The organism is Mycolicibacterium sichuanense (genome assembly GCF_033741125.1).
In the GTDB taxonomy this organism is placed as follows: domain Bacteria; phylum Actinomycetota; class Actinomycetes; order Mycobacteriales; family Mycobacteriaceae; genus Mycobacterium.
On sequence record NZ_JAWQPU010000002.1, the window covers coordinates 663,266 to 686,064 of the forward strand.

General features: G+C 67.2%; 24 protein-coding genes. 15 read left to right on the forward strand and 9 right to left on the reverse strand.

Features of this window, described 5'->3' with window-relative positions; translation table 11 throughout:
- The 5 genes from ipdE1 (at window position 1) to SBI80_RS10075 (ending at window position 4,785) form a co-directional block, all read left to right on the forward strand.
- Window positions 1-1,149 (forward strand): acyl-CoA dehydrogenase IpdE1, encoded by a 1,149-nt coding sequence (gene ipdE1, locus SBI80_RS10055; RefSeq protein ID WP_318974304.1) that lies wholly within the window; start codon window positions 1-3, stop codon window positions 1,147-1,149.
- Window positions 1,149-1,937, forward strand: coding sequence for a (5R,7aS)-5-hydroxy-7a-methyl-1-oxo-2,3,5,6,7,7a-hexahydro-1H-indene-carboxyl-CoA reductase (gene ipdF / locus SBI80_RS10060; RefSeq protein ID WP_318974305.1), 789 nt, complete (start codon window positions 1,149-1,151; stop codon window positions 1,935-1,937). The genes ipdE1 and ipdF overlap by 1 nt, the downstream gene beginning before the upstream one ends.
- A gap of 55 nt (window positions 1,938-1,992) precedes the next feature.
- Window positions 1,993-2,586, forward strand: a complete 594-nt coding sequence (kstR2, locus tag SBI80_RS10065) for a TetR family transcriptional regulator KstR2 (protein WP_318974306.1) — start codon at window positions 1,993-1,995, stop codon at window positions 2,584-2,586.
- Window positions 2,587-2,588: 2 nt separating this feature from the next.
- Complete coding sequence (gene fadA6 / locus SBI80_RS10070; protein WP_318974307.1) at window positions 2,589-3,749, forward strand: steroid 3-ketoacyl-CoA thiolase FadA6; 1,161 nt, start codon at window positions 2,589-2,591, stop codon at window positions 3,747-3,749.
- A gap of 121 nt (window positions 3,750-3,870) precedes the next feature.
- Window positions 3,871-4,785, forward strand: a complete 915-nt coding sequence (locus SBI80_RS10075) for an endonuclease domain-containing protein (RefSeq protein WP_318974308.1) — start codon at window positions 3,871-3,873, stop codon at window positions 4,783-4,785.
- 18 nt (window positions 4,786-4,803) lie between these two features.
- On the opposite strand, the gene SBI80_RS10080 is transcribed toward SBI80_RS10075, so the two are convergent.
- Genes SBI80_RS10080 through echA20 form a run of 6 tightly spaced genes read right to left on the reverse strand, consistent with a single transcriptional unit; the run spans window position 4,804 to window position 9,685 of the window.
- On the reverse strand, window positions 4,804-5,541 hold the full coding sequence (locus SBI80_RS10080) for a hypothetical protein (RefSeq protein WP_318974309.1): 738 nt from the start codon (window positions 5,539-5,541) through the stop codon (window positions 4,804-4,806).
- On the reverse strand, window positions 5,538-6,185 hold the full coding sequence (locus SBI80_RS10085; RefSeq protein ID WP_318974310.1) for a SatD family protein: 648 nt from the start codon (window positions 6,183-6,185) through the stop codon (window positions 5,538-5,540). Before SBI80_RS10085 ends, SBI80_RS10080 begins: the two co-directional genes overlap by 4 nt.
- Before the next feature lie 53 nt (window positions 6,186-6,238).
- Entirely contained in the window at window positions 6,239-7,303 is a 1,065-nt protein-coding gene (ipdC, locus tag SBI80_RS10090; RefSeq protein ID WP_318974311.1) for a (3aS,4S,5R,7aS)-5-hydroxy-7a-methyl-1-oxo-octahydro-1H-indene-4-carboxyl-CoA dehydrogenase, read from the reverse strand.
- The gene (ipdB, locus tag SBI80_RS10095; protein WP_318974312.1) at window positions 7,300-8,049 is read right to left on the reverse strand and encodes a cholesterol ring-cleaving hydrolase subunit IpdB; all 750 of its coding nucleotides are present in this window, start codon (window positions 8,047-8,049) and stop codon (window positions 7,300-7,302) included. The genes ipdC and ipdB overlap by 4 nt, the downstream gene beginning before the upstream one ends.
- Window positions 8,046-8,933 carry a cholesterol ring-cleaving hydrolase subunit IpdA gene (gene ipdA, locus SBI80_RS10100; RefSeq protein WP_318974313.1) on the reverse strand — a complete coding sequence of 296 codons (888 nt, stop codon included), beginning with the start codon at window positions 8,931-8,933 and terminating at the stop codon, window positions 8,046-8,048. Before ipdA ends, ipdB begins: the two co-directional genes overlap by 4 nt.
- A complete protein-coding gene (gene echA20 / locus SBI80_RS10105; protein ID WP_318974314.1) occupies window positions 8,930-9,685 on the reverse strand; it encodes a (7aS)-7a-methyl-1,5-dioxo-2,3,5,6,7,7a-hexahydro-1H-indene-carboxyl-CoA hydrolase in 756 nt (251 codons plus the stop codon). Before echA20 ends, ipdA begins: the two co-directional genes overlap by 4 nt.
- Window positions 9,686-9,749: 64 nt before the next feature.
- Between echA20 and SBI80_RS10110 the strand changes: the two genes are divergently transcribed.
- Together SBI80_RS10110 and SBI80_RS10115 are read left to right on the forward strand one after the other, a co-directional pair.
- Window positions 9,750-10,520: an SDR family oxidoreductase gene (locus SBI80_RS10110; protein WP_318974315.1), complete on the forward strand. Its 771-nt coding sequence runs from the start codon at window positions 9,750-9,752 to the stop codon at window positions 10,518-10,520.
- Between the two features lie 18 nt (window positions 10,521-10,538).
- Window positions 10,539-11,444, forward strand: a complete 906-nt coding sequence (locus tag SBI80_RS10115; RefSeq protein WP_318974316.1) for an SDR family oxidoreductase — start codon at window positions 10,539-10,541, stop codon at window positions 11,442-11,444.
- 25 nt (window positions 11,445-11,469) lie between these two features.
- On the opposite strand, the gene SBI80_RS10120 is transcribed toward SBI80_RS10115, so the two are convergent.
- From SBI80_RS10120 to SBI80_RS10130, 3 genes are read right to left on the reverse strand one after another with little or no spacing between them, the layout of a single operon-like run.
- Window positions 11,470-11,925 carry a nitroreductase family deazaflavin-dependent oxidoreductase gene (locus tag SBI80_RS10120; protein WP_318974317.1) on the reverse strand — a complete coding sequence of 152 codons (456 nt, stop codon included), beginning with the start codon at window positions 11,923-11,925 and terminating at the stop codon, window positions 11,470-11,472.
- 11 nt (window positions 11,926-11,936) lie between these two features.
- Entirely contained in the window at window positions 11,937-12,311 is a 375-nt protein-coding gene (locus SBI80_RS10125; protein ID WP_318974318.1) for a DUF8021 domain-containing protein, read from the reverse strand.
- Between the two features lies 1 nt (window position 12,312).
- A complete protein-coding gene (locus tag SBI80_RS10130; RefSeq protein ID WP_318974319.1) occupies window positions 12,313-13,476 on the reverse strand; it encodes a steroid 3-ketoacyl-CoA thiolase in 1,164 nt (387 codons plus the stop codon).
- A gap of 118 nt (window positions 13,477-13,594) precedes the next feature.
- Here SBI80_RS10130 and SBI80_RS10135 point away from each other — a divergent pair, with 118 nt between their 5' ends.
- The 8 genes from SBI80_RS10135 to glmS all read left to right on the forward strand — a co-directional run bounded on the left by SBI80_RS10135 (window position 13,595) and on the right by glmS (window position 22,795).
- Window positions 13,595-14,836, forward strand: coding sequence for a cytochrome P450 (locus tag SBI80_RS10135; RefSeq protein WP_318974320.1), 1,242 nt, complete (start codon window positions 13,595-13,597; stop codon window positions 14,834-14,836).
- A gap of 27 nt (window positions 14,837-14,863) precedes the next feature.
- Window positions 14,864-15,895: an acyl-CoA dehydrogenase family protein gene (locus SBI80_RS10140; RefSeq protein ID WP_318974321.1), complete on the forward strand. Its 1,032-nt coding sequence runs from the start codon at window positions 14,864-14,866 to the stop codon at window positions 15,893-15,895.
- Between the two features lie 2 nt (window positions 15,896-15,897).
- Window positions 15,898-17,061 (forward strand): acyl-CoA dehydrogenase FadE29, encoded by a 1,164-nt coding sequence (gene fadE29 / locus SBI80_RS10145; RefSeq protein WP_318974322.1) that lies wholly within the window; start codon window positions 15,898-15,900, stop codon window positions 17,059-17,061.
- Complete coding sequence (locus SBI80_RS10150) at window positions 17,058-18,044, forward strand: bifunctional MaoC family dehydratase N-terminal/OB-fold nucleic acid binding domain-containing protein (protein WP_318974323.1); 987 nt, start codon at window positions 17,058-17,060, stop codon at window positions 18,042-18,044. The genes fadE29 and SBI80_RS10150 overlap by 4 nt, the downstream gene beginning before the upstream one ends.
- Window positions 18,041-18,445 (forward strand): MaoC family dehydratase, encoded by a 405-nt coding sequence (locus SBI80_RS10155; protein WP_318974324.1) that lies wholly within the window; start codon window positions 18,041-18,043, stop codon window positions 18,443-18,445. Before SBI80_RS10150 ends, SBI80_RS10155 begins: the two co-directional genes overlap by 4 nt.
- Before the next feature lie 5 nt (window positions 18,446-18,450).
- A complete protein-coding gene (locus tag SBI80_RS10160) occupies window positions 18,451-19,608 on the forward strand; it encodes a 17-hydroxy-3-oxo-4-pregnene-20-carboxyl-CoA lyase (protein ID WP_318974404.1) in 1,158 nt (385 codons plus the stop codon).
- Window positions 19,609-19,998: 390 nt separating this feature from the next.
- A complete protein-coding gene (locus SBI80_RS10165; protein WP_318974325.1) occupies window positions 19,999-20,862 on the forward strand; it encodes a LuxR C-terminal-related transcriptional regulator in 864 nt (287 codons plus the stop codon).
- 145 nt (window positions 20,863-21,007) lie between these two features.
- Window positions 21,008-22,795 (forward strand): glutamine--fructose-6-phosphate transaminase (isomerizing), encoded by a 1,788-nt coding sequence (glmS, locus tag SBI80_RS10170; protein WP_318974326.1) that lies wholly within the window; start codon window positions 21,008-21,010, stop codon window positions 22,793-22,795.
- Window positions 22,796-22,799: the final 4 nt, after the last annotated feature.

Here is a 22,799-nt window from a genome sequence, read left to right on the forward strand (position 1 = left end):
GTGATAGAGGTCCAGGAATTCCGGGCCGAGGTCCGGCAATGGCTCGCCGACAATCTGGTCGGCGAATTCGCGGCGCTGAAGGGTCTCGGCGGACCGGGTCGTGAGCATGAGGCGTTCGACGAACGTCGCGCGTGGAACCAGCATCTCGCCGCGGCCGGATTGACCTGCCTGGGCTGGCCCGAGGAACACGGCGGCCGTGGACTCTCGGTGGCCCACCGCGTCGCCTTCTACGAGGAGTACGCCCTCGCCAACGCCCCCGACAAGGTCAATCACCTGGGTGAGGAGCTGTTGGGCCCGACCCTCATTGCCTATGGCACGCCCGAGCAGCAGCAACGCTTTCTGCCGAGGATCCTCGACGTCACCGAGCTGTGGAGTCAGGGGTACTCCGAGCCGGGCGCGGGTAGCGACCTCGCCAACGTAGCCACGACCGCCGAGCTCGTCGGTGACGAATGGGTCATCAACGGACAGAAGGTGTGGACGTCGCTGGCGCACTGGGCGCAGTGGTGCTTCGTGATCGCGCGCACCGAGAGGGGCGCCAAGCGCCACGCCGGCCTGTCCTATCTGCTGGTGCCGCTGGACCAGCCCGGCGTCGAGATCCGCCCGATCGTCCAGCTGACCGGTGACTCCGAGTTCAACGAGGTCTTCTTCGACGACGCCCGTACTGACGCCTCCCTGGTGGTCGGTGAGCCGGGGGACGGCTGGCGCGTGGCGATGGGCACCCTCACCTTCGAGCGGGGCGTATCCACGCTCGGACAACAGATCCGCTATGCGCGTGAGCTTTCCGGCATCGTCGACCTCGCCAAGAACGCCGGGGCGATCGACGATCCGGTGATCCGGGAGAGACTGACCAGGTCGTGGGTGGGTCTGCAGCGGATGCGATCCTACGCGCTGGCGACGATGGACGTGGAGCGTCCCGGGCAGGACTCGGTGTCGAAGTTGTTGTGGGCCAACTGGCATCGCGAGCTCGGTGAGATCGCGATGGAGGTCCGGGGTAAGGCGGGGCTGCTGCTCGACGGTGGCGAATTCGACGAATGGCAACGGCTCTACCTGTTCTCGCGCTCGGACACCATCTACGGCGGTTCGAACGAGATTCAGCGCAACGTCATCTCCGAGCGCGTGCTCGGTCTGCCTCGAGAGGTGAAGGGCTAGTGGATCTTTCCATCGCACCGAAGGAAGTCGAGGGGCACGGGCTGCTCACGGGCAAGGTCGTCCTGGTGACGGCCGCTGCGGGCACGGGCATCGGATCGTCGGCGGCCCGGCGCGCGCTGGCCGAGGGGGCCGACGTCGTGGTGTCGGACTTCCACGAGCGGCGCCTCGGGGAGACCAGGGACGAGCTCGCCGGACTCGGCCTTGGTCGGGTCGAATCGGTGGTCTGCGACGTGACGTCCACCGCGGCCGTCGACGCACTGATCACCGACTCGGTGGCCTCGATGGGCCGGCTGGACGTCCTGATCAACAACGCCGGTCTCGGCGGGCAGACGCCGGTGATCGACATGACCGACGAGGAGTGGGATCGCGTCCTGAACGTGACGCTGACCTCCGTGATGCGGGCAACCCGGGCCGCGCTGCGGTACTTCCGCGATGCCGGGCACGGCGGCGTGATCGTCAACAACGCGAGCGTGCTCGGTTGGCGCGCGCAGCACTCGCAGTCTCACTATGCCGCGGCGAAGGCCGGGGTGATGGCGCTAACCCGTTGCAGCGCAATCGAAGCCGTCGAGTACGGGGTGCGGATCAATGCCGTGTCACCCAGCATCGCGCGGCACGAGTTCCTGGAGAAGACCAGCAGCTCGGAGCTGCTGGACCGGCTTGCCGGGGACGAGGCCTTCGGCCGGGCGGCCGAGCCGTGGGAGGTGGCGGCCACCATGGCGTTCCTCGCCAGCGATTACTCCAGCTACCTCACCGGTGAGGTAATTTCGGTCTCCAGTCAGCGCGCCTGACGTCCGGGTGGACCCACGACTGGCCAAGCAAGCGCTTGGTTGATACTCTCGTCTGGTGGACAGGGCGCTTCCGAGTCGCCGTGACGAGTTGCTCGACCTCGCCGCGGCGATGTTCGCCGAGCGCGGACTGCGGGCCACCACCGTCCGCGACATCGCCGATTCCGCGGGAATCCTCTCCGGCAGCCTCTATCACCACTTCAAGTCCAAGGAGCAGATGGTCGAGGAGGTGCTGCGGGACTTCCTCGATTGGTTGTTCGGCAGATACCAGGAGATCGTCGAGACCGAGACCGATCCGCTCAAGCGCGTCGAGGGTCTGTTCATGGCGTCGTTCGAGGCCATCGAGCACCGTCACGCCCAGGTCGTCATCTATCAGGATGAGGCCAAACGACTTTCATCGCTGCCGCAGTTCGGGTTCGTCGATGAGCGCAACCGTCAGCAGCGGACGATGTGGGTGGACATCCTCAAGCAGGGCGTCGCCGAAGGGCGCTTTCGGCCCGATCTGGACGTCGACCTCGTCTATCGCTTCATCCGGGACACCACCTGGGTGTCGGTCCGCTGGTACCAACCCGGTGGGCCTCTGACGGCCGAGCAGGTCGGGCGGCAATACCTCGCCATCGTTCTTGGCGGAATCACCACCGAAGGAGATTGATCATGGCGCAGGCGTACGTCATCGATGCCGTTCGCACCGCAGTCGGCAAGCGCAACGGATCGCTCGCGGGCGTTCATCCCGTCGACCTCGGGGCGGCTGCCTGGCGGGGGCTATTCGACCGCAACGACGTCGACCCCGGTGCCGTCACCGACGTGATCGCCGGCTGCGTCGACGCCATCGGCGGGCAGGCGGGCAACATCGCCCGGCTCTCCTGGCTGGCCGCCGGCTTCCCCGAAGAGGTGCCCGGTGTCACCGTCGACCGGCAGTGCGGTTCCAGTCAGCAGGCCATTTCCTTTGGCGCTCAAGCGATCATGTCCGGAACGGCGGACCTCATCGTGGCCGGTGGCATGCAGAACATGAGCCAGATTCCGATCAGCTCGGCAATGATCGTTGGCGAGCAGTTCGGCTTCACCTCGCCCACCAACGAGTCGAAGAGCTGGCTGCACCGCTACGGCGATCAGGAGATCTCGCAGTTCCGTGGCTCTGAGCTGATCGCGGAGCGGTGGAACATCTCCCGAGAGGAGATGGAGCAGTACGCCCTGACGAGTCACCAACGCGCGCAGGAGGCCATCCGCGCCGGCTACTTCGAGAACGAGATCATCCCCGTTCAGATCGATGGGGCGGGATTCGTCACCGACGAGGGTCCGCGGGACACCTCGCTGGAGAAGATGGCCGGCCTCAAGACCCTCGTCGAGGGTGGTCGGTTGACCGCGGCGATGGCCAGTCAGATCTCCGATGGCGCCAGCGCGGTGCTGCTTGCCTCCGAGCAGGCCGTCGCCGAGCACGGGTTGACGCCGCGCGCCCGCATCCATCACGTGAGCGCCCGCGGTGCGGACCCGGTGCTGATGCTGACCGGCCCCATCCCGGCGACGCAGTACGCGCTGGAGAAGACCGGCCTGTCGATCGACGACATCGACACCGTCGAGATCAACGAGGCCTTCGCCCCCGTGGTGATGGCGTGGCTGCAGGAGACCAAGGCCGACTACGCCAAGGTCAACCCGAGCGGTGGCGCGATCGCGCTGGGTCATCCGCTGGGAGCCACCGGCGCCAAGCTCTTCACGACGATGCTGAACACGCTGGAGCGCACGGGTGGTCGCTACGGCCTGCAGACGATGTGCGAGGGCGGCGGCACCGCGAACGTCACGATCATCGAGCGTCTCTAGCGCCGAGTGTGAATCTGGCGACGACTTCAGCCCAATCTCGTCGTCAGATTCACACTCGCGCTCGTGGATGAATGCCTGAGTGGCAGGCCATCTGGTCGGTGTCGGCCGCAAGGATGCGGCCATGACCGAACTCCCGTGGCCGTTCATCGGTGCCGAAGTCGTGGCGCGCGGCGCCATCTCCGAGCGTGCGATGCGGAAGTCCTTCGTCGCGCTCTATCCGGGTGTGTACGTGCCGCGCGGCATCGACCCGACCGCTCGTCAACGCGCCGTGGCGGCGTGGCTGTGGTCGGGACGACGCGGCGTCCTGGCTGGGTCGTCGGCGGCCGCGATGCTGGGCGTCAAGTGGATCGACGGTGCTCGACCGGCCGAGCTCATCCACGACAACCGCAGACCGCCGGAACTGCTCGTCGTACGGACCGAATCGCTTGCCGCAGAGGAGGTGCAGTGTGTCGGGGGGATGCGGGCCACCACGCCGGCCCGCACGGCTTTCGACATCGGGCGGCATACCGCGGCCCGGGTGCTGGCCGTGCAACGGCTCGACGCCCTTGCGAATGCGACCCGGCTGACAGTCGGCGACGTGCAACGCGTCGCCGCCCACCACCCGGGAGCGCGGGGCGCCCGGCGGCTGAGGAGCATCCTCCCGCTGGTCGACGGCGGCGCCGAGTCGCCGCAGGAGACAGTGGCCCGGCTGGCTCTCGTCGACGCGGGTCTGCCTCGCCCGCAAACCCAGTTTCGCGTCCTCGGCCGTTACGGCGAGTTCATTGCACGGCTCGACATGGCGTACGGCGAGTCGAAGGTGGGCATCGAGTACGACGGGGCGCAGCACTGGACCGATCCGGCGGTTCGGCAGCGTGACATCGACAAGCAGTTCGAGCTGGCCGCGCTGGGCTGGGTGATCATCCGTGTGAGCCGGGACCTCCTGCGGCACCGCCGGCCGACGTACGTGGCACGGGTCGAGGCGGCCTTGCGCGAGCGTGGCGCGGCCGTCCCCGCGATCGTGAAACTGGCGACGGATCATCGAGGTTTGGCGTCGTGAGATTCACACTCGCGCGGCTCAGTGGACGAGCGCCAAGCCGCCGAACGCCACGATCCAGCTGGCGAAGCTGCCCACCAGGAAGTACTCGGTGACGTCGTCGATGCCGACGCGTGTGGAGTCGCCCTTATCGCCGCGGTTGGCGCTGATCTCCGGGAACCGGATGATGCTCTTGGCCGCCACCACCGCCGACGCCATGGTCAGCTGCCCGGCCAGGCCCAGCCCGACGATCAGCACGCGCTCCATGGGTCCGAGCAGCCGGCCGCCCTTGAGCTGATCGGAGGCCTGAGGTTGGCCCGCCGGCCGCACGGCGCCCACCGATCCGAGCACCAGGCGCACCAGCTCATTGCCCGTCGCCAGTTGGGCCAGCATGACGCCGACGACCATCAGCAACCGGTTGGCGTCGGTGTCGACCGGTTGCCCGGCCCAGGTGAGCCAGCGGGCGATCGCCCCGTGGACGTCGGAGCCGAGGCCGGACGACAGGATCAACGCCACCGCAGCCCCGCCCAGCACCACCAGGGGCGTGACGTGTCGCTGCCCGGTCCGCTCGACGCGATCGCACAGCAGCAACCACGCGACGCCGGCCGCCGCCGCGCCGACGAGCAGGACGACGTCACCGGCGTGCCACAGCCCACCGAGCAGCGCACACGCCACGACCGTCGCGACGGCGACCACCGGGGCCACCCACCGGTTGTCCGCCAGGCGACGGCACACGTCGCCGATCCCGACCGCGATCAGAAGCACGGCCAGCGCGCTCATCGGATCTCCGCCAGTCGCCGAGACGCCGCGACGATGAGGTCGAGCCCGTCGCGAGCCGAGCGCTGCGATACCGCCGACGCGCTGATTCCCTCCTCGGCGGCGAGTTCGCGTTTCGATCGCTGCTGCACGAGACCTCTCAGAATGCGGACGGACCTGTCATCGAGGGATCCAAGCAGATGGTCCCGACACATCAGGGCCGCGTTGATCGCCTCCGCCGGTGGACCGGCCGGGTCTGCCGTCCGATAGGAAGTGCGGACCAGCGCCAACGTCGCCTGCTGCTGGGTGGCCGCGGTCCACTCGATCGCCTCGCGCGCCGCCCACCATCCAGGCCCGTCCTGGATGCCCGAGTCGGCGTCGAGCACCGTGGTCTCGCCCCAGCCGATGCCGAAGCGGACGTCGATGCCTGGCGCGACCGCGAGCCGCAGCGTGAACGCGGCGGAGATCGCGGCCCCGACCGTGGGGTAGCTGCCCTGGAACTCGTCGCCGACCGTGAATGCTGGACGGTCGATGGCGCCGCCGGCGACGTCGGCGAGGGCCGCCGTCAGCCCGCGGTGCAGGGCGCGGCGGTCGGCGGAACTCCGCGACGCCACCACGTCACCGATCAACGTCGCCTTCGATGAAGGATCCGACTTCACCTTCTGCATATGAAGACTATAGCTTCATTAGCACCAGATGAAGTCCATGGCTTCAATCGGGCTCAGTCGACGACGTAGCTCTCGGCGGCGCGCAGATGGGCGACGGCCTCGGCCACGATCGCCGGAACCAGCTCTGCACACGACGGCAGATCGGTCAGGATGCCGGCGACCTGCCCCGACGCCAGCACGCCGGCGTCGGTGTTGCCCTCGACCAGGCCGGCCTTCAGCAGCATCGGCGTGTTCGCCGCCATGACGACCTGCGACCAGGTCAGTTCCCTGCCGTGTCGCATGGCCAGGCCATCCTTGACCATCGACGCCCACGTCATGCCCGACATCTTCTTGAACTTCTGGGCGTTCGACACCGCCGCCGCGAAACCCCGGGCCCGCGACCCACCTTCGAGTTTCTCGACGAGGCCGGTGCGCAACACGCGGTGTGGCATGCCGTCGACGCGCTTGGACACCACCGTGCCGTCGAGCGCGGCCTCCAGGTATCGCTGCTTGACGGCGTCGGGCACGGTGGAATCCGACGTCAATAGGAACCGGGTTCCCATGGCCACGCCGGCCGCGCCGTAGGACAGCGCCGCGGCCAATCCTCGGCCGTCGAAGAAGCCGCCCGCGGCCACGACGGGGATGTCCACCGCATCCAGTACCGACGGCAGCAGCAGGGTGGTCGCCACCGGACCGGTGTGACCGCCGCCCTCGCCGCCCTGCACGATCACCGCGTCGGCACCCCAGCCCGCCACCTTCTTGGCGTGCTTGGCGGCTCCGACCGACGGAATCACCACCACGCCGGCCTCCTTCAGCTTGGCGATCAGGTCCTGTTTGGGGGCTAGGGCGAAGGAGGCGACGCTGACTCCTTCGCGGATCAGGAGGTCGATGCGCTCACCCGCATCGCCGGCATCGGCCCGGATGTTGATGCCGAACGGCTTGTCGGTGGTCGCCTTGACCTTGGTGACGGCGGTCGCCAGCTCGTCGAGCGTCATCGTGGCCGAGGCGAGGATGCCAAGACCGCCGGCATTGGACGTGGCCGCCACGAGTCGCGCGCCCGCCACCCAACCCATGCCGGTCTGCACGACCGGATGGGTGATGCCGAGCAGCTCGGTCAACGGTGTCCGGAGCGCGCTCATGACCGTACTTCTCTGTCGCGCAGCGACTTCGGGTCGATCACGGTGCGGATCAGCTCGAGCTCGTCGGCGGTGGGCACCCGGGACTGCTCCGCCGACTCCAGATCGTGCACCTCGAAGGAGGTGTTCTCGGCGACCTGGTCGGGTTCGACCCCGGGGTGCAGAGACACCGCGCGCATCTGGTGCTCGGGTCCGTTGAAGTCGAACACGCCGAGATTGGACACCACGCGGTAGACGTCGACGAATCGGTACGCCGGATTGGCGGGATCGACCTTGTCCCAGCCGATCCCGGAGACGATGTCGACCCCGGTGCCGAACACCCGCTTGGAGTGGTTGCCCACCCAGTAGCTGGTGGCGTGGTTGATGCTGTTGCCTGGTGCACCGCGGACGCCGAACATCTGCCGGGTCGGGTGTTGCAGCGGCCCGAAGGCCGAGAGGTTCTGGTTGCCGTAGCGATCGATCTGGTTGGCGCCCATGACGACGTGGCGACGGCCCCATGCCAGCGTCTCGAAGACGCGCCCGAAGGGCATCCAGCCCTCGATGGCACCGGTGGCGCCCAGCGCGGGGGTGTCGGCCAGCAATCGGGCCTCACCGTCGGTCAGCAGGATGTCGGGGGAGAAGGTCAGCCGAGCCAGCCGCGCGCCGATCGACACCATGTTCGCCATCGGGCTGACCATGATCTCGCCGGCGTCGCGGAACAATTCGGCACACGCGACGGCGCACACCTCGGCGCGGGTCGGGGTCGTCACTTCGAGGCCTCCTGCTGCTCGGCGAATCGGCGCACGGCGGCCTGATAGTCGGCCTCGCTGCCCGAGAGGTAGGTGCCGACGAATTCGGCCCACGACTCATCGGAGGACGCAGCTTCGGCGTAGTGCCGTTGAAACTTCTCGTCACGCCGGTAATCGGGCTCGGCGGTGGTGAAGTGGGCGCCGCCCGGTGCCTCCACGACCGCATCGACCATCATCCGGTTCACCAACAGCGCCTGCGGCGGTACTGCCGCGACCAGCTCGTCGGTGGGTACGATGCGCTCGACCGACACGAAGCGCTTCTCGGCGGCCATGAGGAACAGGTCGTCGAAGTAGGGGTCGATCCCCGTGTAGGCCGCATTGCCCTGGGCGTCACCGAGATTCAGGTGGACGAAGGCGGCGTCGAGCGTCAGCGCCGGCATGGCGACGAGCTCCTCGAAGCCGTCCCCCGTCGGGTACGGCGAACGCACCGTCTTGAGCTCGTCACCCCAGAAGGCACGCACGTCGCTGCCGAGCCCGGCGCGGATCGGCAGGAACGGCAGCCGCTGTGCTGCCGCCTGCAGGCCGCACCGCACCATGCCCTCGTCCATCTCGCGCGACTCGATGGTTCCGGTGGTGCGGGCCTTGGCGAACCACGGGTCGTAGAACGGCGGCGAGTCCAAGGAGACGAAGCCGTAGTAGACGCGCTTGACCTTGGCCGCCGAACACAGCAGCCCGAGATCCGGCCCGCCGTAGGTGATTACCGTGAGGTCGGTGACACCGGTGCGCAGCAGTGCCCGGACGAAGGCCATTGGCTTGCGACGTGAGCCCCAACCCCCGAGGCCGATGGTCATGCCACTCTCGATCGATGAGACGGCCTCGTCCAAAGTTGTCGTCTTGTCGGTCATTCCCTGCCCTTCGAGGTCCCGGCGAAGGCATCCCGGTGTTCGTCGGCGACGCCCGCCAGATTGAGTTCGAACGTAAAACCCTGTTCCATGCGGTAACTGGCGTTCACCCGTTGCACGTCGATGAGGTTGAGTGCCTCCTTGGCGGCCCGGATCACCCGGGTATCCTTCACCGCGATGTCGCGGGCGACGCGCAGGGCGGCCTCGTCGAGCTCGGCCCGTGGCACCACCTCGTGCACCGAACCGAACTGATGCAGCGTCGCGGCGTCGACGGTGGCCGCGGTGAAGAACAACCGGCGCATCATGTGCTGGGGAACCAACCGGGACAGGTGGGTGGCCGCCCCGAGGGCGCCGCGCTCGACCTCGGGCAGACCGAACTTCGCGTCGTCGGAGGCGACGATCACGTCGGAGTTGCCGACCAGCCCGATCCCGCCGCCCACACAGAAGCCGTTGACGGCCGCGACGACGGGCACCTCGCACTCGTACACCGCTCGAAAGGCATGGAAACAACCGCGATTGGCGTCGATGAGGGCGGTGAACCCCTCGGTGTTCTGCATCTCCTTGATGTCGACGCCGGCATTGAAGCCGCGGCCCTCGGCGCGCAGGATCACGACGTGGGTGCTGCGGTCGCGACCGGCGGCGGTGATGGCGTCACCGAGTTCGAACCAGCCGCGCGACGGGATCGCGTTGACGGGCGGGTAGTCGACGGTGACCGAGACGATCCCCGGTTCGACGGTCTTGGTACTGATCGTCATGCGGATTCCTCAGCTCCTCCAGGGCCGGCTACCTAAGCAAGCACTTGCTTGGTACGCTAGCACAGTGACCGACGCGGCTGACATCAATCTTGGACTCGGAGGCCGGGTCGTCCTGGTGACCGGTGGCGTCCGAGGGGTCGGCGCCGGCATCAGTGCCGTCTTCGCAGGTCAGGGTGCCACCGTCGTGACGTGCGCGCGCCGTCCCGTCGACGGGCTGCCGTACGAATTCCTGGCTTGCGACGTCCGCGACGACGACTCCGTCGCCACGCTCGTCGACACCATCGTCGAGCGGCACGGACGGATCGACGTGGTGGTCAACAATGCGGGTGGTTCGCCCTACGTGCTGGCCGCCGATGCCTCGCCGAGGTTCAGCACCAAGATCGTCGAGCTCAATCTCCTTGCCCCGCTCTCGGTGTCGCAACACGCCAACGAGCACATGCAGAAGCAGACCGACGGCGGCTCGATCGTCAACGTGACCAGCGTCAGTGGACGCCGACCGACACCGGGGACCGCGGCCTACGGCGCGGCCAAGGCGGGGGTCGAGAGCCTGACCGCTACGCTCGCGGTCGAATGGGGACCGAAGGTGCGGGTGAACTCACTGGTCGTCGGGATGGTCGAGACCGAGCAGGCCGAGCTCTTCTACGGCGACGCCGAATCGATCGCCGCCATCTCGGCCAACGTGCCACTGGGCAGGCTCGCCAAACCGGCCGACGTCGGGTGGGCTGCCGCCTTCCTCGCCAGCGACGTGGCTTCCTACATCAGCGGCGCATCGCTGGAGGTCCACGGAGGCGGCGAACCGCCGCACTACCTCGCCACTACCAACGCAATCAAATAGTCAAGGGAGACAACGGACATGGGCTTGCTCGACGGCAGGGTGGTCATCGTCACCGGAGCGGGCGGCGGAATCGGTCGCGCGCATGCGCTGGCGTTCGCAGCCGAGGGCGCCCGCGTGGTGGTCAACGACATCGGCGTCGGGCTGGACGGTTCTCCTGCGGGTGGCGGCAGCGCCGCCCAGGGTGTCGTCGACGAGATCACCGCTGGCGGTGGCGAAGCCGTTACGAGTGGCGCCAACGTCGCCGACTGGGCCCAGGCCGAAGGCCTCGTCCAGACCGCGCTCGACAGCTTCGGCGCCTTGGACGTCCTGGTGAACAACGCCGGCATCGTCCGCGATCGGATGTTCGCCAACACCAGTGAGGAGGAATTCGACGCCGTCACCGCCGTGCACCTCAAGGGCCACTTCGCCACGATGAAGCATGCCGCGGCCTACTGGCGGGCGCAGTCCAAGGCGGGTCACTCCGTCGACGCCCGCATCATCAACACCAGCTCCGGTGCGGGCTTGCAAGGCAGTGTGGGACAAGCCAATTACAGCGCTGCCAAGGCCGGCATCGCCGCCCTGACGCTGGTCGCGGCGGCCGAGATGGGCCGCTACGGCGTCACCGTCAACGCGATCGCTCCGTCGGCACGTACCAGGATGACCGAGACGGTCTTCGCCGAGATGATGTCCACCCAGGACGCCGAATTCGACGCCATGGCGCCGGAGAACGTCTCGCCGCTGGTGGTGTGGCTGGGCAGCGCTGAGTCGCGCGACGTCACGGGCAAGGTCTTCGAGGTCGAAGGTGGGATCATCCGCGTCGCGGAGGGATGGGCGCACGGTCCGCAGATCGACAAGGGGGCCCGCTGGGATCCGGCCGAACTCGCTCCCGTCGTCACCGACCTGCTGGCCAAGGCGCGGCCGCCGGTGCCCGTGTACGGCGCCTAGCTCGACGAATCGCCGGTGAACACCGTCAGGCGGGATCGCAGATGACGACCGGGATGACCCGGTCGGTGTAGGAACGGTAGCTCTCGAAGTCCGGGTACATGGCGTCGAGTCTCGGCCAGTACTCGGCACGTTCGTCCTCGGTCGCGTCGCGCGCGGTGAGCGCGAGCACCTCGTCACCGACTTGAAAGGTGACCCGCGGATCGGCCACGAGATTCAGGTACCACGGCGGGTGCTTGTCGCGTCCACCCGACGATGCCACCAACACGACTCGGCCGCCCTCGCGCAGATAGAGCAGCGGCACCTCTCTTGGCTCTCCGGTCTTGCGGCCGGTGGTGGTCAGGATGCCGACGGCGGCGCCGCGCAGGAACTTGCCGCCGAGCTTGCCGCCCGACTTCTTGTAGACCCAGGTCTGGGCCCGTGACATCCACTTGATGACGACGTCGGTCGGCTTGGAGTTCAGTGCGCGTGGCGGGTTTGCCATGGTGCTGGACGCTACCTCTTGATGAAGGGCCGGATGCTGGCCCGGATGTGCTGGATCTGGCCGTCGGCGGTGAAGGTGAAGGTCTCGTCGACGTGCGCACACACCCGGCGGCCGGCGACCGAGGGCTTGGTGATGACGTCGAAGCGGGCTCGCAGTGCGGTGCCGACGACGGTGAAGTCGGGCACCGTCGTCGACTCGATGATGCGGTACTGCGGGCCGCGATTGAGGCTGCGGCGCAGGTGTTCTCCCGAGAATCCGGTCTTCACGCCGACCTCGATCCTGGTGCAGTCCGGCGCGAAGGGGACGTCGTCGGCCCGGTGATCGGCCAGCGCGCTGATGTATGCCTGGGCCGCGATGCGGCGAGCCTCGAATTCCCCGCTCTCCACCTCAGATGCGCTCGATGATGGTGCCCGTGGACAGTGCACCGCCGGCACACATCGTGATCAGCGCGGTGCTCTTGTCGGTGCGCTCGAGTTCGTGCAGCGCGGTCGTGATGAGCCGGGCGCCCGTGCTGCCGACCGGATGCCCCAGGGCGATCGCACCGCCGTTGACGTTGACCCGGTCCATGTCGGGCTCGTGCACCCGCGCCCAGGACAGCACCACTGATGCGAATGCCTCGTTGATCTCGACGAGGTCGATGTCGCCCATCTTCATGCCGGCCTTCTCCAGCACCTTGGCCGTGGACTGGACGGGGCCGTCGAGGTGGTAGTACGCCTCGGCGCCGACGTTGGCCTGGCTCACGATCCGGGCCCGCGGCGTGAAGCCCAGCGCCCTGGCCTTGTCCTCGTCCATCCACAGCACGGCCGCCGCTCCGTCGGAGATCTGCGACGACGTGCCTGCGGTGTGAATGCCGCCCTCCATCACCGGCTTCAGCGCAGCCAGGCCCTCGAGCGTGGTGTCGCGCAGACCCTGGTCGCGGGTGACGAGGGCTCGCTCGGCGGTGGGTTGCTTGTTCTCGTCCAGGACCGGAGCCTCGATCGGGGAGATCTCGCGGTCGAATCGTCCCTCGGCCCAGGCTACCTTTGCCTTGTGCTGCGAGGCGAAGCCGAACGCGTCGATCTCCTCACGGGTGATGCCGCGCCGCTTGGCAATTCGTTCGGCCGCGGTGAACTGGTCGGGCATGTCGATGTCCCAGGACGCCGCCCGGATGATCGAGCGGTCCGGTCCCGCGTTGGCGCCCAGCCCGACGCGACTCATGGCCTCGATCCCGCACGCGATGCCGATGTCGATGGCGCCACCGGCGATCAATCCGGCGATGAGGTGGTTGGCCTGCTGGGCGCTGCCGCACTGGCAGTCGACGGTGGTGGCGCCGACGTGCTCGGGCAATCCAGCGGTCAGCCAGCCGACGCGGGTGATGTTGTTGGACTGCTCACCGAACTGCGTGACGCAGCCGCCGATGAGCTGCTCGACGTCGCCCGCGTCGATGCCGGCCTTGTCCACGAGGGCCTTCTGCACCGCCCCAAGAAGCTCGGTGGCATGCAGCCCGGACAACCATCCCTTGCGCTTGCCGATGGGGCTGCGGGTGGCTTCGACGATGACAGGGTTACCCATCACGCCAGGCTAGAACACGTTTCATAAGTCTGACAAGCGACGATGCCACCACGCCTTTGATCTGCACCGGAGCCGTGTTTCAATGGCACTAGAACACGTTGCAATTAGGAGCGCATGCATGGCACCCCTCAACATCCCCAGTGACTTCGACTTCCTCGATCCGGACGTCAACCTCGCCGGCCTGCCGGTCGCGGAGCTCGCGGAGCTGCGCAAGTCCGAGCCGATCCACTGGGTCGACATCCCCGACGGCGCCGGCGGCTTCGAGGACCACGGCTACTGGCTGGTCACCAAGCACGCCGACGTCAAGGAAGTCTCCCGCCGCAGCGACGTCTTCTCCAGCTGGGAGAACGGCGCCATTCCCACGTGGCCCAAGGAGATGACGCGGGAGGCCGTCGAGTTGCAGCGCAGCGTCATGCTCAACATGGACGCACCGCACCACACCCGGCTGCGCAAGATCATCTCCCGCGGGTTCACCCCGAGGGCCATCGGGCGGCTCGAGGCGGAACTCGCCCAGCGCGCTCAGAACATCGCGAAGTCCGCGGCCGCGGAGGGCAGTGGCGACTTCGTCGAGCAGGTCTCTTGCGAGCTGCCCCTGCAGGCCATCGCCGGGCTGCTCGGCGTGCCGCAGGAGGACCGCGACAAGCTGTTTCGCTGGTCCAACGAGATGACCGGTGGCACCGATCCCGAGTACGCCGACGTCGATCCCGCGCAATCGTCGATGGAACTCATCATGTACGCCATGGCCATGGCCGACGAGCGGGGCAAGAACCCCACCGACGACATCGTGACCACGCTGATCCAAGCCGACGTCGAGGGCGAGAAGCTCTCCGACGACGAATTCGGGTTCTTCGTCATCATGCTTGCGGTCGCAGGCAACGAGACCACGCGCAACTCGATCACCCACGGGATGATCGCGATGGCCGACAACCCCGAGCAGTGGGAGCTGTTCAAGCGGGAACGGCCGTCGACCACGGCCGACGAGATCATCCGCTGGGCCACCCCGGTATCGGCCTTCCAGCGCACTGCCAAGGAGGACACCGAGCTCGCGGGCGTGCCGATCAAGAGGGGTCAGCGGCTGGTGATGTCCTACCGCTCGGCCAACTTCGACGAAGACGTCTTCGCCGACCCCCACCGTTTCGACATCCTGCGAGATCCGAACCCGCACGTCGGTTTCGGCGGCACCGGAGCGCACTTCTGCATCGGTGCCAATCTCGCCCGCATGACCATCAACCTCATCTTCAACGCGGTCGCCGACCACATGCCCGATCTCAAGCCCGTTGGCGAGCCCGAGCGGCTACGGTCGGGGTGGCTGAACGGGATCAAGCACTGGCAGGTCGACTACTCCGGCGCAAGCGCCTGAGCCGCAATCGAATCAAGGAGGATTCGGGTGGACTTCAGTCCAGACGAAGGGCAGCAGGCCGTCGCCGACGTGGTGACGTCTGCACTCGAGCGCAACGACGGCTGGGACGCCCTCGTCGCCGGTGGCGTGATCGCCTTCGGACTGCCGGAGCGTCTCGGCGGTGATGGGCTGGGACTTCCCGAGATCACCACGGCGCTGACCGAGATCGGACGCCACGGCACCGTGAGCCCCGCACTGGCGACGCTCGGGCTCGGACTCCTGCCGCTGCTGGACTTGGCCTCAGACGAACAGCAGGACCGCTTCCTGGCCGGAGTCGCCGGGGGCGGTGTGTTGAGCGCCGCGCTCAACGAGCCGGGTTCGGCGTTGCCCGACCGGCCGCGGACGACGCTGTCGGAGGGCCGGCTGTCGGGTACCAAGATCGGCGTTCCCTTTGCCGAACAAGCGGATTGGCTCGTCGTCACCACCAGCGACGGTGTCGTCGTGGTCTCGCCGACCGCCGACGGAGTGACGCTGACCAAGACTCCGTCGTCGAATCACTCCGACGAGTACGTGGTCGAGTTCGCCGACGTCGCGGTGCCCGACTCCGACGTGCTCGGGGGTGCCCAGCCGCACCGGGTGAACCAGCTGGCGCTCGCAGCAATCGGTGCATTCGCCGCGGGACTCGTCGCCGGTGCGCTCCGGCTGACCGCCGACTACGTGGCCAAGCGTGAGCAGTTCGGCAGGCCGCTGTCGACGTTCCAGACCGTGGCGGCTCAACTCGCCGAGGTCTACATCGCCTCCCGCACCATCGGCCTGGCCGCGACGTCGGTGGTGTGGCGGCTGGCGGAGGGGCGCGCCGCCGACGACGACCTCGACGTGCTGGGCTACTGGCTCACCTCGCAGGCGCCGCCGGTGATGCAGACCTGTCATCACCTGCACGGCGGGATGGGAATGGACATCACCTATCCGATGAATCGGTACTACTCGACGATCAAGGACCTCACCAGGTTGTTGGGCGGTCCCGCGCACCGTTTGGAGCTGGTGGGCGCCGCAGCGGGCGAGCGAAGCGACGGGAGCTAGGCATGTTCATCGAACTGACCCCCGAGCAGCGCCAGCTGCAAGCCGAGATGCGGCAGTACTTCTCGACGCTCATCTCGCCGGAAGAGGCCGCCGAGATGGAGGTCGACCGGCACGGCAAGGCCTACCGGGCGATCATCAAACGGATGGGCTCCGACGGCAAGCTCGGCGTGGGTTGGCCAAAGGAGTTCGGCGGGTTGGGCTTCGGCCCGATCGAGCAGCAGATCTTCGTCAACGAGGCGGCGCGCGCCGACGTGCCGCTGCCCGCGGTGACGCTGCAGACCGTCGGTCCCACGCTGCAGGTCTACGGTACCGAGTTGCAGAAGAAGAAGTTCCTGCCCGGGATCCTCGCCGGTGACGTGCATTTCGCGATCGGCTATTCCGAGCCGGAGGCGGGTACCGACCTCGCGTCGCTGCGGACGACCGCCGTCCGCCATGGCGACGAGTACATCGTGAACGGCCAGAAGATCTGGACCACCGGTGGGCATGACGCCGACTACCTGTGGCTGGCCGTGCGCACCGACCCGGATGCCGTGAAGCACAAGGGCATCTCGATCCTCATCGTGGACACCACCGATCCCGGGTACTCCTGGACTCCGATCATCCTGTCCGACGGCGCGCACCACACCAACGCGACCTACTTCAACGACGTCCGGGTGCCGGTCGACATGCTGGTGGGGGAGGAGAACGCCGGCTGGCGGCTCATCACCACCCAGCTCAACCACGAGCGCGTCATGCTCGGACCGGCGGGCAAGGTGGCCGGCATCTACGACCACTTGTACGCGTGGGCCTCGAAGCCGGGTGCCGACGGGGTGACGCCGATCGACCACGACGACGTGCGGCGCCTGCTCGGTGAGATCAAGGCGATCTGGCGGATCAACGAACTGCTCAACTGGCAGGTCGCGGCGGGTGCCGAGACCATCGAGGTGGCAGATGCCGCAGCCACCAAGGTGTTTGGCACCGAACGCATTCAGCGCGTCGGACGATTGGCCGAGGAGATCGTCGGCAAGTACGGCAATCCGGCCGAGCCCGCGACCGCCGAGCTTCTGGAGTGGCTCGACAGCCAGACCAAGCGCAATCTGGTGATCACCTTCGGCGGCGGTGTCAACGAGGTGATGCGCGAGATGATCGCGGCATCGGGGCTGCGGGTGCCGCGGGTGCCACGATGAGTGTCGACGACATCAGAGCTGCCGCCGAACGGGTCAAGGCCGAGGGCAGGAGCAAGCCGCGCAAGGGTCGACATCCGGTGAATCAGCCGATGATCGACCACTGGACCGACGCGATCGGCGACCGGAACCCGATCTATCGCGACGAGGACGCGGCCAGGGCGGCCGGTCACCCCGGTGTCGTCGCGCCCCCGGCCATGATCCAGGTGTGGACGATGATGGGGCTCGGTGGCGTCCGTCCCGACGACGACCCACTCGGCAAGATTCTCGAATTGTTCGACGAGGCAGGCTATGTCGGCGTCGTCGCCACCAACTGCGAGCAGACCTACCACCGTTACTTGCGGCCGGGCGAAGAGGTCGGCGTCGCTGCCGAACTGACCGACGTGGTCGGCCCGAAGCAGACCGCGCTCGGCGAGGCGTTCTTCATCACGCAGACCATCACCTGGTCGGTCGGTGACGAGGACGTCGCCGAGATGATGTGGCGCATCATGAAATTCATCCCCAAGGACGCGTCGGCCGAACCGGCCTCGGCCGAATCGGTGTCCTCGGTGCCGGCGGACTTGGATCCGGATGCGGCGATGCGCCCGGCCTCCTCGAGGGACACCAAGTTCTTCTGGGATGGGGTCAACGAGCACGAACTGCGCATCCAGAAGCGGGCAGACGGTTCATTACAGCACCCGCCCGTGCCCGCGCTCTGGCTGGACAGGGAGGCCGAGACCGAATACCAGGTCGCGAGCGGTCGTGGCACGGTGTTCAGCTACGTCGTGCACCATGCGCCGAAGGTGCCCGGCCGGTCCCTACCGTTCGTCATCGCCCTCGTCCAACTGGCGGAGGGGGTGCGGATGCTCGGCGAGCTTCGCAACGTCGATCCGTCGACGGTGGAGATCGGGATGCCCGTGCAGGTCCTCTATCTCGACTTCCCGGCCAACGACGTCGGCCCGGCGTGGACCAACTATGCGTGGGAACCCGCGGGAGGTGCGGCATGAGGACTCCGGTGGTGGAGGTGGGCGCGAAGCTGCCCGAGTTGACGCTCTACGGCGACCCCACGTTCATCGTGTCGACGGCCATCGCGACGCGCGACTATCAGGACGTGCACCACGATCGCGACAAGGCGCAGGCAAAGGGCTCCAAGGACATCTTCGTCAACATCCTGACCGACACCGGGCTGGTGCAGCGGTACGTGACCGATTGGGCGGGACCGTCCGCGGTGATCAAGTCGATCGGCCTCCGGCTCGGGGTGCCGTGGTACGCCTACGACACGGTCACGTTCACCGGTGAGGTCACCGCGGTCGACGCAGACCTGGTCAGCCTGAAGGTGACTGGTAGCAACAGCCTCGGCGATCACGTGATCGCGACCGCCACGTTGACGATCGGAGAAGGCGCGTGAGTGCTCTGTCGGGCAAGGCGGCCATCGTCGGCATCGGCGCGACCGACTTCTCGAAGAACTCGGGTCGCAGTGAGTTGCGCCTGGCGTCGGAGGCGGTGCTCGACGCGATCGACGACGCGGGCCTCACTCCGGCGGACGTCGACGGCATGACGACGTTCACGATGGACTCCAACACCGAGGTCGCCATCGCGCGGGCCACGGGCATCGGCGAGCTGAAGTTCTTCTCCAAGATTCACCATGGCGGTGGCGCGGCATGTGCCACCGTGCAGCAGGCGGCCATGGCCGTCGCGACGGGCATCGCGGACTGCGTGGTCGCCTACCGCGCGTTCAACGAGCGGTCGGGGATGCGATTCGGCCAGGTCCAGATGCGCCTGGTGGAGAACGCGGATTCGACAGGGGTGGACAACTCGTTCTCCTATCCGCACGGATTGTCAACGCCCGCAGCACAAGTCGCGATGATCGCCAAGCGGTACATGCACCTGTCCGGGGCCACCAGCCGGGATTTCGGGGCGATCTCGGTCGCCGATCGCAAGCACGCGGCGAAGAATCCGAAGGCCTACTTCTACGAGAAGCCGATCACCATCGAGGAGCATCAAGCCTCGCGGTGGATCGCCGAGCCGTTGCGACTGCTGGATTGCTGCCAGGAGACCGATGGCGGTGTCGCACTGGTGATCACCTCGCCCGAGCGGGCCAAGGACCTCAAGCATCGTCCCGCGGTGATCGAAGCGGCCGCGCAGGGGTCCAGTCCGAATCAGTACTCGATGACCAGTTACTACCGTCCCGAACTCGACGGATTGCCCGAGATGGGTTTGGTCGGACGGCAGCTGTGGGCGCAGTCCGGATTGAAGCCCACCGACATCCAAACCGCCATCCTCTACGACCACTTCACCCCCTTCACCCTGATTCAGTTGGAGGAACTGGGGTTCTGCGGGTGGGGTGAGGCCAAGGACTTCATCGCCGACGCCGCCATCGAGATCGGTGGCAGGCTGCCCATCAACACTCACGGCGGCCAGCTCGGCGAGGCCTACATCCACGGTATGAACGGCATCGCGGAGGGTGTCCGGCAGCTGCGTGGCACCTCGGTGAACCCGGTTCCGGACGTCGAGCACGTTCTGGTCACCGCGGGCACCGGCGTGCCGACGTCGGGTTTGATCCTCGGCTGAGCCCTAGCGGCGCGATATCGCTCGCGCTGGTTTGGGGAACGCGAGCAGGCTGGCGTGTCGACGGTCGGACGCGCAGGCGACGGCATCAACGGCATCGATTACCTGCGGAGATCGTGCATCTGGCGAGACTAACGACCGAGGACGTCGCAGCGATCCGTTGTGATGGCAAAGACATGCGACTTCGCCAAGATTTCGTTTTGGGGCACATCTGACTCTTGTGGACGGCATCGGCGTGCACTACCCTTCGCTCTCATCGCTCATGGCGGCCGGTGCGGGATCGGCTTCACGAAGAGGGGTTGGGCAGATGACGCGGACGGTTCTGCTCCCCAAGCCCCCGGGAGCCGGGCTGGATCTTCGCACCCCGCAACGCTCCGGTTCGGGTCCAGCGCCGTGAAGGCCTACGGGTCGGTGGCGCCGCCCTACTGGACGCTGGATGCAGCCGGCTCTGCGAGACCGGTGGTCGCATCCAAGCACGATGCCGACGGTGGCGGTGCAGTCGGTCGCGCCGAAGTCCTTGGTGTCAATGGGCGGACGACGGGACTATCCGTGGTTGGCACGGCGAACACCGAACCGGCGGAATCGACGGTTCCGGTGCTCCCCCCTGATCTTCGCGTCCTCGTCGTCGACGACTGTGCGCTGTTCCGCGGCAATCTCGCCACCGCGATCGCGGCAAGCGGCGCCATCGTGAGTGTGGCGTGGGATCTGCCGACGTTGGTCACGGTGGTGCGGAACACGTTCCCGGATGTGATCCTCGTCAACGTCGCGACCGCCGACAGTGGAACGCTGTTGGATGCCGCTTCGTCGACGTTCCCGGAGGCGAGGCTCGTCGTCCTGGGGGTGTCCGAGGACGACGAGGCGTCGATCGTGGCATGCGCGGAGGCCGGCGTGGCCGGATATCACACCCGCAACCAATCGTTCGAGGACTTGCTCGAGCTGATGGCCAAGGTCGCAACGGGCGAGTCATTCTGTTCGCCAAGGGTATCCGCAGTCCTACTTCGAAGATTGTCGGACCTGGCCGCGGAGCGGGAACCCGCGAGGCGGGAACTAGTTCTCACGGCGCGTGAGGCCCAGATCCTGCAAATGCTCAGGGTGGGCATGTCCAATCGGGACATCGCGGACCAGCTCTGCATCGCCGTTCACACCGTCAAGAACCACGTGCACAGCCTGTTGAACAAGCTCGGCGTCAGCACTCGCGCCGAAGCCGCCGCGTTGTCGCATGGCATCCGCTGGGCCCCCGGCATCCCGAGGAACTAGTCCGGGTTTACCCGAAAATCGGCTCCGATGGTCCATGTACGGCCGACTTTCCGGGCTCGATAGTGAGTGCCATGTTCTTCGGATTAGCTCGACGAGGCAGGGGACCGTCGCAGACGGAACGCCTTTGGCGCGAGCAGGCCCGCTGATGTGCGGCATCATCGCGTGCCGGACGACCGAGCCGGCGATCGACTTTCTGCGGATCGCCCTACGCCGTCTGGAGTATCGCGGATACGACTCGGTCGGGATTGCAGTGCGCACGACCGACGGTGACGTGGTCCGGTTCAGGACGACCGAGCGAATCGGGGCGATCGACCAGCAGGTGCGCGAGTGGGCGGGGCCTCGACTCGACGGGTTGGGCATTGGCCATACGCGGTGGGCAACTCATGGCTCGGTCACCGAGGACAACGCTCATCCCTTGGCCGATTGCACGGGGCACGTCAACGTCGTGCACAACGGGGTGATTCTCAACGCCGATGCGCTGCGCGACACCCTCACCGCCGCGGGACATGAATTCACCTCGCTGGTGGACAGCGAGGTCGTGTGTCATCTGGTCGAAGATCGGTGGCGGATCCACGGCGATCTGTTCGAAGCCGTCGAGGCGACGGTCCAGATGCTGGAGGGCTCTTGGGCATTGGCCGTGCTCGCCGAGATGACCGGCCAACTCGTGGTCGCCGCGAACGGATCGCCGCTGATCGTCGCGCGCGCCGAGGACGGCGTCTTTGCAACGAGTGACATCGCCGCGATCGCCGACTGGGTCGAGGAATTCAAGGTGCTCGAGGACGGGGACGTCGTCGAGCTGACCGGTACCGAGCGCTGGCGCAATCGCGGCAGCGACGCGGCTCGGGATGCCGCGATTCGCTGCACCGCGGGGACGCGCGACGCTCAGCTCGACGGCTACAGCGACTACATGGCCAAGGAAATCGACCAACAGCCCGAGGTGCTGGCGCACCTCGTCGACCAGATGGCCGGTGGCATTGCGAACGGATCGCTATGGGACGAACTCGGACTCATGCCATTCGACCGGTTGCACGTGATCGGGTGCGGCACCTCGCTGAACGCCGGCAGGGTGATCGCACGGTTGGCACACCGCGTGGGCGGGGTGCCCGTCACCACCAGCGTCGGAAGTGAGTGTGGCGACGACTTCGTCGAACCACATACGTTGTGCCTCGCCATCAGCCAGTCCGGTGAGACCGCCGATCTGCTGCAGGCACTGCAGAGCCGAGAACTCCGGGATTCGAAACTCCTCGCCCTCACCAACAATCCGCATTCCACCTTGGCACGCCGTGCCGATGCGGTAATCGAGTGCAGCGCCGGCATGGAGATCGGTGTCGCCGCCACGAAGACCTTCGTGTGCCAGGTCGTTGCCGGTGTCGCGGTGATGATCTCGGCGCTGGTCTGCCGGCGCAGACTCTCCGGGCAGGTGGCGGGACAGCTCGCCGACGAGCTGCGGAGGCTCCCCGAACAACTGGCGACTGCCAGCACGGTGGCCAAGTGCCTGATTCCCTCGATCGTCGAAAGATGGTCGACAGCAGAGGGGTTCATATTCGTCGCCAGGGGATCCGGACTTCCCTACGCGGCCGAGGGTGCGCTCAAGCTGAAGGAGCTCGCCTACCGGTGGGCGGAGTACTACCCGGCCGGCGAGCTCAAGCACGGTCCGCTGGCGCTGGTCACGTCGGGAACTCCGGTGGTCGTCATCGACGACGGTGGCGCGAAACTGGCGGCCAATGTCTCCGAGATCAGGGCTCGGGGTGGTGACGTGATCACCATCGGCGCAGCCGGCACCACGGTGCCTGCGGTTATCGCCACGACCGCACCGTGGGGACCGCTCGCGGCGACGGTGCCACTGCAGATCCTGGCCCGCACGCTCGCACTCGCGCTGGGACGAGACGTCGACAAGCCTCGCAACCTCGCCAAGTCGGTCACGGTGGAGTGAGCCG